Genomic DNA, 7,231 nt, shown 5'->3' with positions numbered 1-7,231 from the left:
GTCAGCGTGGCCAGAAACGCCTTGGCGCTCTTGGTCGACGGGGTCTGACCCGACACGATTTCGGTGACCGCGTGGATACGGCCGTTGCGGGCCCGGTCCGAAAGCGCGCCGCGCAACGCTGCGGCGATCATCTTCTTCGGGGTGCGCTGGCTGTAGTCACGGGGCTTGGGACCGTGCACCGTGCCGCCGCCCGTGAACTGCGGGGCCCGCACCGAGCCCTGCCGGGCGCGGCCGGTGCCCTTCTGCCGGTACGGCTTCCGACCGCCGCCGCGCACCTCGCCGCGCGTCTTCGTCGAGTGCGTGCCTTGGCGAGCGGCCGCCCGCTGCGCGGTGACCACCTGGTGCATCAACGGGATGTTCGGTTCGACGTCGAACAGCTCGGCCGGCAGTTCGACCGAGCCCTCGGTCTTGCCGTCCGGCGTCTTGACGTCAATCTTGATGCCTGCCATTACTTTTCACCCTTTTTGATCGCGGTGCGCACCATCACCAGGCCGCCCCTGCGTCCCGGGATGGCGCCCTTGATCAGCAGCACGCCGTTCTCGGCGTCGACCTTGTGCACCAACAGGTTCTGGGTTGTCACCCGGTCATTACCCATCCGGCCGGCCATCCGGGTGCCCTTGAACACCCGAGCGGGGGTGGCGCAGCCGCCGATCGAACCTGGCCGTCGGTGCACCGCCTGAGCACCGTGGCTGGCGCCCTGCCCGCGAAAACCGTGCCGCTTCATCGTTCCGGCAAAGCCCTTGCCCTTGGAGGTGCCGGTCACGTCGACATAGCTGCCGTCGGTGAAGATCTCGGCGGTCAGCTCCTGGCCCACCTGGTACTCGGCGGCCGCGTCCGGGTCGTCGAGCCGCAGCTCGGCCAGGTGCCGGCGCGGGTTGACACCGGCCGCGTTGTACTGACCGGTCAGCGGCTTGTTGACTTTGCGCGGGCTGATGTCGCCGTAGGCCAACTGGATGGCGCTGTAGCCGTCGCGCTCAGGAGTACGGATGCGCGTCACCACATTCGGCCCGGCCTTGACCACCGTCACCGGGACAACCCGGTTGTTCTCGTCGAACACCTGCGTCATGCCCAGCTTGGTGCCGAGAATGCCTTTCCTCGCCATTGCTTCGCAAACCCCTACTGGATGTTGACGTCGACGCTGGCCGGCAGATCGATGCGCATCAGCGCGTCCACCGTCTTGGGTGTCGGATCGAGGATGTCGATCAGCCGCTTGTGCGTTCGCATTTCGAAGTGCTCCCGCGAGTCCTTGTACTTGTGCGGGGATCGAATGACGCAGTACACGTTCTTTTCGGTCGGCAGCGGCACCGGACCCACCACGCTGGCACCCGTCCGCACGACCGTCTCGACGATCTTGCGCGCCGAGGCGTCAATGGCCTCGTGGTCGTAGGCCTTGAGCCTGATGCGGATCTTCTGTCCCGCCACGCTTCTCCTACCTCACTCTTCCCATATCTGGACCTGTGTGCCCAGCGCGCCGATCGATCTAGGTCGATCCAGCGTCGCGCCGGATATTGCGCCGCTGTTTACCTGTCCTGGTCCACCGGCCCCCGCGCTCGGGTGTGTCGCCCACACGCAGCCTCGGCCGCGATCGAAATTCGTCGCGCTCCGAGGTTGGGACCGGACGCGCCCGTGCGGGCGCCGGTCGGATGCCTGGCCAGGCGCTAACCCGGCGCAAGGCAACCTGAACAGTATGCCCTAGATCATGGTATCGGCCAAATCTTTGGCGGCCTCGGTTCAGCGATTCCTTACTCGCGAGTAAGGTACGTCGGCATGACCGCTCCGAGCAGTACGTATCAGGCTTGGCAGCGCCTGTCTCGCCTCCCGGGCGGCACACGCTTGTTTTCGGCGGCGGCGATGGCGCGGGTGCCGTATTTCGCCTCGATCCTTCCGCACGTGGTGCGCATGGAACCGGGCTTGGCGGAGGTCAAGGTGCCCAAGTGGTTCTTGGCCTACAACCACTTGCGCACCGTGCACGCCATCGCTTGCTGCAACGCCGCGGAGGTCGCGATGGGCATGCTGATGGAGGCCACCGTGCCGCGCAGCCACCGCTGGATCCCGAAGGCAATGGCAGTGCAGTATCTGGAGAAGGCAACCACGTCGCTGCGGGCGCAGGCCCGGCTGGACCCTCCCGATTTCGCTGCGATCACCGACGGCGTCGACGTCGTGGTCCCGGTCAGGGTCCTTGACCGCGACGGGACCGAAGTGGTGCACGCCGACATCACTACCTGGGTGACACCGGCGCGGTAAGGCGTCGTCCGGGCGCGGCATGCACCTCGAGACTGCGGTGGCATCGAGACTGCACACGCCGCGCGTCGAGCAGGATTGCACGCCATGACCGCAGTCTCGGCGCGGTGGCCGCAGTCTCGGCGGGCTAGCAGGCCTCTAGCGCTTCCCCTTCAAGCTGGCCCAGAACGGGCATTGGTGCGAGTCGGCGAAGTTGGCGACCACCCTGCTGCCATCGGGCCGCAGCGACATGTACGGGGTGTGCGCCGGATCGCCGCCCAGCGGCGGCCAACCGGGTTGGCCGGCCGCTTTCGGTACGCCGCTGGTGACGAACTGCGTCCAGTAGGCGATCATCTGGCCGGACAGCTGGCGCTGCGCCGGGCTCAGCGGAGGCGCCCCGCCGACGGCGAAGAGGTAGCGCAATTCCAGCGAGTGGCTGGCACCGACCGGGAACGGCGCACGGCGCAACGGATCGGGCGCCGGAGCCCCGCGGTCGTCGAATTCGTACGCATACACCGGTGATCCCCGACGCAGCCCCTCGGCCACTCGGTCGGCGACACAAGCGAATACACCGTCGGTCACTGCAGCGGAGTAGGCGAGGGACACGTCACCGCCGTAGCGCTCGGGCGGATAGTGCGCCACCACTGCCCGACCGTCCGGACCGAAAATGTCGGCCAGCACACGCGGATACTCCGCAGCCGTCATGGTGCGCCCCAGCCGCAAATACCGCAGTGCGGTGAACATCGTGAATTCGTCCTGGTTGGTTCCAATTAACACCGGAACCTTGGCGGCACGGCCGGCGGCGATTGCAGCGACCGGTTCGACCGGCAGCGTCGCTGTCCCGGTCGCCGGGCCCGACAGCGAGTCCGAGTCGCCGATACGCAAGTACCAGGGCGGCCGGGCCAGCTTGGTGGCCGGCAGCGCGCGCAAGCACTGCGCGGCGGTGCGCGGATCGGGGCAGCCGACCGATGCCGCATAGTCCAGGCTGGTGCGCTGCTCCGTAGCCAGGTCGGCCTGCTCTTGGCACGGTCCGCTTTGCATGATTACGGCACGGAACAACCCCGCCGACCCAGGTGCCACCAGGTGGTCGCACACCGACATGGCGCCTGCCGATTCCCCGGCGATGGTCACTCTGGTCGGATCCCCGCCGAAGTCGGCGATGTTGCCTCGAACCCAGCGCAGTGCCGCTTGCTGGTCGGCCAGCCCGTAGTTGCCGACACGATCGCCCGCCCCGAGCGAAGGGTGAGCCAGAAATCCGAGCGCGCCCAGCCGGTAATTGATCGTGACGACGACAATGTGGCCCTGGCCGACCAGCCACCGCGAGTTGTACAGGTCGCCGCTGCCATTGACGAAGCCGCCACCGTGAATCCACACCATCACCGGGTGTTTCTCGGCGGTGGCCTTGAGCGGCGGCGTCCACACGTTGAGCGTCAGGCAGTCCTCACCGGTCGCCTTTCGGCCGCGGCTTTCTTGCATGCACTGCGGGCCCGGCTTAGTGGCGTCCCGCATTCCAGTCCACGGCGCCGGTGGCTGCGGCGGTTGCCAGCGCAGCGGCCCCACCGGGGGTGCCGCATACGGAATCCCTTGGAACAGGCGGTAATCCGCGGCCACCTGGCCGCGAACCAGACCCAAAGCGGTGCGGACTACGCCGGCGTCTGCTGGGCCTGTGCGATCCGGAGCCGACTTTTGCCGTGGCAGGACGCCGCCATGACCGCATGCCGCCACCAACATCGCGGTCACCAACACCGCGACGGCCCCCACGCGTGGTAGTGCGATTCGCACGAAACCGAGCCTAGGACAAGGCAGGGCCAGCTGATCGACGCAAACCGCTCCCGCCGCGTCGCCGATCACTGACACTGATGACAGCCCGGCGACGCGAGGAGTCCGATGAGCACACCGATCATTGACGAGGCTGCGAAAGTATTCGCCGACCCGACCGCCTACACCGACGAGCCACGCCTGCACGCGGCCCTGACTCATCTGCGCGCCCACGCCCCGGTATCGCTGGTCGACTGTCCGCCGTACCGGCCGTTCTGGGCGATCACCAAACATGCCGACATCATGGACATCGAGCGGGCCAACAACCTGTGGGTCAACGAGCCCCGGCCGCTGTTGCAGACCGCGGAGAACGACGACATCGCGCGCGCCCAACTGGAGGCTGGGATGGGCCTGCGCACGCTGATCCACATGGACGACCCGCAACACCGGGTGGTGCGGGCGATCGGCGCGGACTGGTTTCGGCCCAAGGCGATGCGAGCGTTGAAGGTTCGCGTCGACGAGCTGGCCAAGATCTACGTCGACAAAATGATGGCCGCCGGCAACGAGTGCGACTTCGTGCAAGAGGTTGCCGTCAACTACCCGCTCTACGTCATCATGTCGCTGCTGGGTCTACCGGAATCGGATTTCCCGCGGATGCTCAGGCTCACCCAGGAGCTCTTCGGCGGCGATGACGCCGAATTCAAACGCGGCAGCACCCCCGAAGAACAACTCCAGGTATTGCTCGATTTCTTCGGCTATTTCAGCGCTCTCACCGCGTCGCGGCGTGAACACCCAACCGAGGACCTGGCGTCGGCGATTGCCAATGCCCGCGTGGACGGCGAACCGCTGTCGGACGTCGAGACCGCTTCGTACTACGTCATCATCGCCACGGCTGGGCATGACACCACCAGCGCGACTATTGCCGGTGGGCTGCAGGCGCTGATCGAAAACCCAGATGAGAGAAAGCGACTCACCGAGAACCTTGACCTGATGCCGCTGGCCGTCGAAGAGATGATCCGTTGGGTCACCCCGGTCAAGGAATTTATGCGCACCGCCACGGAGGACACCGTCGTTCGCGGTGTGCCGATCACCAAGGGCGAGTCGGTGTATCTGTCCTACGTTTCCGGCAACCGCGACGAGGAGGTGTTCGACGACCCGTTCCGCTTCGACGTCGGGCGTGATCCCAACAAGCACTTGGCTTTCGGGTACGGGGTGCACTTCTGCCTGGGCGCCGCACTAGCCCGGATGGAGGTGAACAGCTTCTTCACTGAGCTGCTGCCGCGGCTGAAATCTATTGAGCTGAACGGTGAGCCAGAACTTATCGCTACTGTATTTGTCGGCGGTCTGAAGCATCTGCCGATCCGCTACCAGTTGCGGTGATGCTCTTGCTTTGCTGGCGCTGCGCGTAGAGGAAACCGTCCACCGCGGCGCGGGCACACTCGCGGTAGTCGAAATCAGGCAAGGTGGATAACCGGCCCAAAACCAGTGGGCCAATCAGGAGCGCGATCGCACGGGAGCGGTCGATGTCACCGAGTTCGGCCGCCTCCGGGCTATCGAAAATGGCGTCGAACGGGGCCGCGTACTGCTGGGCGATGCGTTCGCGCAGCGTGGTCAGCGCAGGGCTGTCGGCGGCGTCACGCGGTTCTGGCAACTGTTCTAGGTCGCCGCCCAGCGCCATCCAGGACATCGCGGACAGCATGAAGGGCGCTTCGGCGATCAACTCCGCCTCGGCCAGCACCAGCGCGATCAGCCGGTCCCGCAGCGAACCCTCAGCCGGCGGCATCGGCGCCGGTGGGAGCAGGCTGTTGAACGCTGCTGCCAGCAAATCGTTCGCGCTCGGGAAGTGGCGATACAGCGTCGCTCTGGCTACGTTGGCGCCACGAGTGACCGCATCGATGGTCACCGCCCGGGGTCCCCCGGAGCGAAGTAACGCAGTGGCGGCTTCCAGCAAACGAGCGCGCGAACGCGCGGGCCGCGGATCGGTACTGCTGTCGGCGATGTGGACCACCTCCCGTTTAGGAACAAGACTAGCCGTCTACCTACGAGACCGGGAGTCTCGAAATCTCCAGCGCCGCCGGCGCGAGGGGTCTCCCACTGGTGGAGAGCCCCATCCGGCATGACCAGCGTACTGGGGTGGACCTTGGTTGCTCGCCTAGCGCACCTTATTCGATGAACTCGGCGGCCCGGTGCGCGAGCATCACGATAGTGGCGTGCGGTCCGCGGCTGGTGATCGCCGGCAGAATTGAGCCGTCGACCACCCAGAGGCGCTCGATACCATGTACCCGGCAACGGTGGTCAACGACCGCACCGGGGTCGTGCTGCGTGCCCATCGGCGCACTGCCGCAAAGATGTTGCGACGTCGACCACAACGGTTGCCCGACTTGTGCAGCCCCGCCTGCTAATTCGCGCGCAAGTTCGCTGCCCCGACGCAAGGCGGCGACGTCGTCGGGCTCGCTATCGTAGCGTTGCTCGATGCGCGGCGGCACAAACGGATCGGCGGATACCAGCGTGATGCGCCCGCGCGCCCGCGGCTGCATGAGGGCTACCCCGATATGCGGCCAATCCGGGTAGCCACCGCCGGCGTCGCCCACCATTGCGACGAATCCTCCTGTGTATGGCCGGATTTCGATGTCTTCGGCAGTGCTCAGTACCACTTCCAGCACCGGACGTTGGGGGGCCACCGCCCAGCTGGTGGGCAACACCCATTCCGGGTGGTCGCTGCAACGCATCCCGACCGGCAGCGGTACCAGCACCCGCACGCCGACGGCGCGCAACATCGCCTCGTCCCCGACACCCGACAGCATCAACAGGTGCGCTGACTCGATTGCTCCTGCGCACAAAACGATTCGATCGGCCGCTAGTGCGATCGGGCCGCCCGGTCCGATCGCATCGACCCCGACCGCGCGGGTGCCCGAAAACCGGACCCGTATTACCCGCGTTCGCTCCAGCAGCGTGAGGTTGGTCCGTTTCAGTGCGGGCAGCAGAAACCCGGCGCCTGCTCCCGTGCGTACACCGTCGACGATATTGAGGGGGACTGCACCCACGCCTGCCGGCATCCCATGTTGGGCCCCAACATCATTCAGGTCATCGATCCAGGGAAAACCGGCACGCTGCGCTGCTGCTATGAAAGACTCTGTGGTCCCGACGAATTCGCACGTTCGCCGTACTGGGATCGGCCCATCACGGCCGTGTGCCGGATCGTCGAAGTCTAAGTCTGTCTCGATCGCCCGAAAGTGGTCCAGTACACCCGCCC

General features: G+C 66.2%; 8 protein-coding genes. 2 read left to right on the top strand and 6 right to left on the bottom strand.

The window, feature by feature from the left end; genetic code table 11:
- The 3 genes from rplD to rpsJ form a co-directional block, all read right to left on the bottom strand.
- On the bottom strand, positions 1-449 hold a 449-nt coding region (gene rplD, locus VFA16_RS18560), incomplete at its 3' end, for a 50S ribosomal protein L4 (RefSeq protein ID WP_324969221.1).
- Positions 449-1,102, bottom strand: a complete 654-nt coding sequence (gene rplC, locus VFA16_RS18555; RefSeq protein WP_324969220.1) for a 50S ribosomal protein L3 — start codon at positions 1,100-1,102, stop codon at positions 449-451. The genes rplC and rplD, both read right to left, overlap by 1 nt.
- Before the next feature lie 14 nt (positions 1,103-1,116).
- A complete protein-coding gene (gene rpsJ, locus VFA16_RS18550; protein WP_003873519.1) occupies positions 1,117-1,422 on the bottom strand; it encodes a 30S ribosomal protein S10 in 306 nt (101 codons plus the stop codon).
- A 345-nt stretch (positions 1,423-1,767) separates the two neighbouring features.
- Here rpsJ and VFA16_RS18545 point away from each other — a divergent pair, with 345 nt between their 5' ends.
- On the top strand, positions 1,768-2,244 hold the full coding sequence (locus VFA16_RS18545; RefSeq protein ID WP_324969219.1) for a hotdog fold domain-containing protein: 477 nt from the start codon (positions 1,768-1,770) through the stop codon (positions 2,242-2,244).
- Positions 2,245-2,379: 135 nt separating this feature from the next.
- Here VFA16_RS18545 and VFA16_RS18540 read toward each other — a convergent pair whose 3' ends face one another.
- Entirely contained in the window at positions 2,380-3,951 is a 1,572-nt protein-coding gene (locus tag VFA16_RS18540; RefSeq protein WP_324969223.1) for a carboxylesterase/lipase family protein, read from the bottom strand.
- Between the two features lie 156 nt (positions 3,952-4,107).
- Here VFA16_RS18540 and VFA16_RS18535 point away from each other — a divergent pair, with 156 nt between their 5' ends.
- Positions 4,108-5,358 (top strand): cytochrome P450, encoded by a 1,251-nt coding sequence (locus tag VFA16_RS18535; protein ID WP_324969218.1) that lies wholly within the window; start codon positions 4,108-4,110, stop codon positions 5,356-5,358.
- Here VFA16_RS18535 and VFA16_RS18530 read toward each other — a convergent pair.
- On the bottom strand, positions 5,303-5,926 hold the full coding sequence (locus VFA16_RS18530) for a helix-turn-helix domain-containing protein (protein ID WP_324969222.1): 624 nt from the start codon (positions 5,924-5,926) through the stop codon (positions 5,303-5,305). The genes VFA16_RS18535 and VFA16_RS18530 overlap by 56 nt on opposite strands.
- A gap of 214 nt (positions 5,927-6,140) precedes the next feature.
- On the bottom strand, positions 6,141-7,231 hold a 1,091-nt coding region (mftG, locus tag VFA16_RS18525; RefSeq protein ID WP_324969217.1), incomplete at its 5' end, for a mycofactocin system GMC family oxidoreductase MftG.

Origin of the sequence: Mycobacterium sp., from assembly GCF_035653355.1 — a bacterium.
Classification (GTDB): domain Bacteria; phylum Actinomycetota; class Actinomycetes; order Mycobacteriales; family Mycobacteriaceae; genus Mycobacterium.
This window is presented reverse-complemented; position numbering and strand designations above follow the sequence as displayed.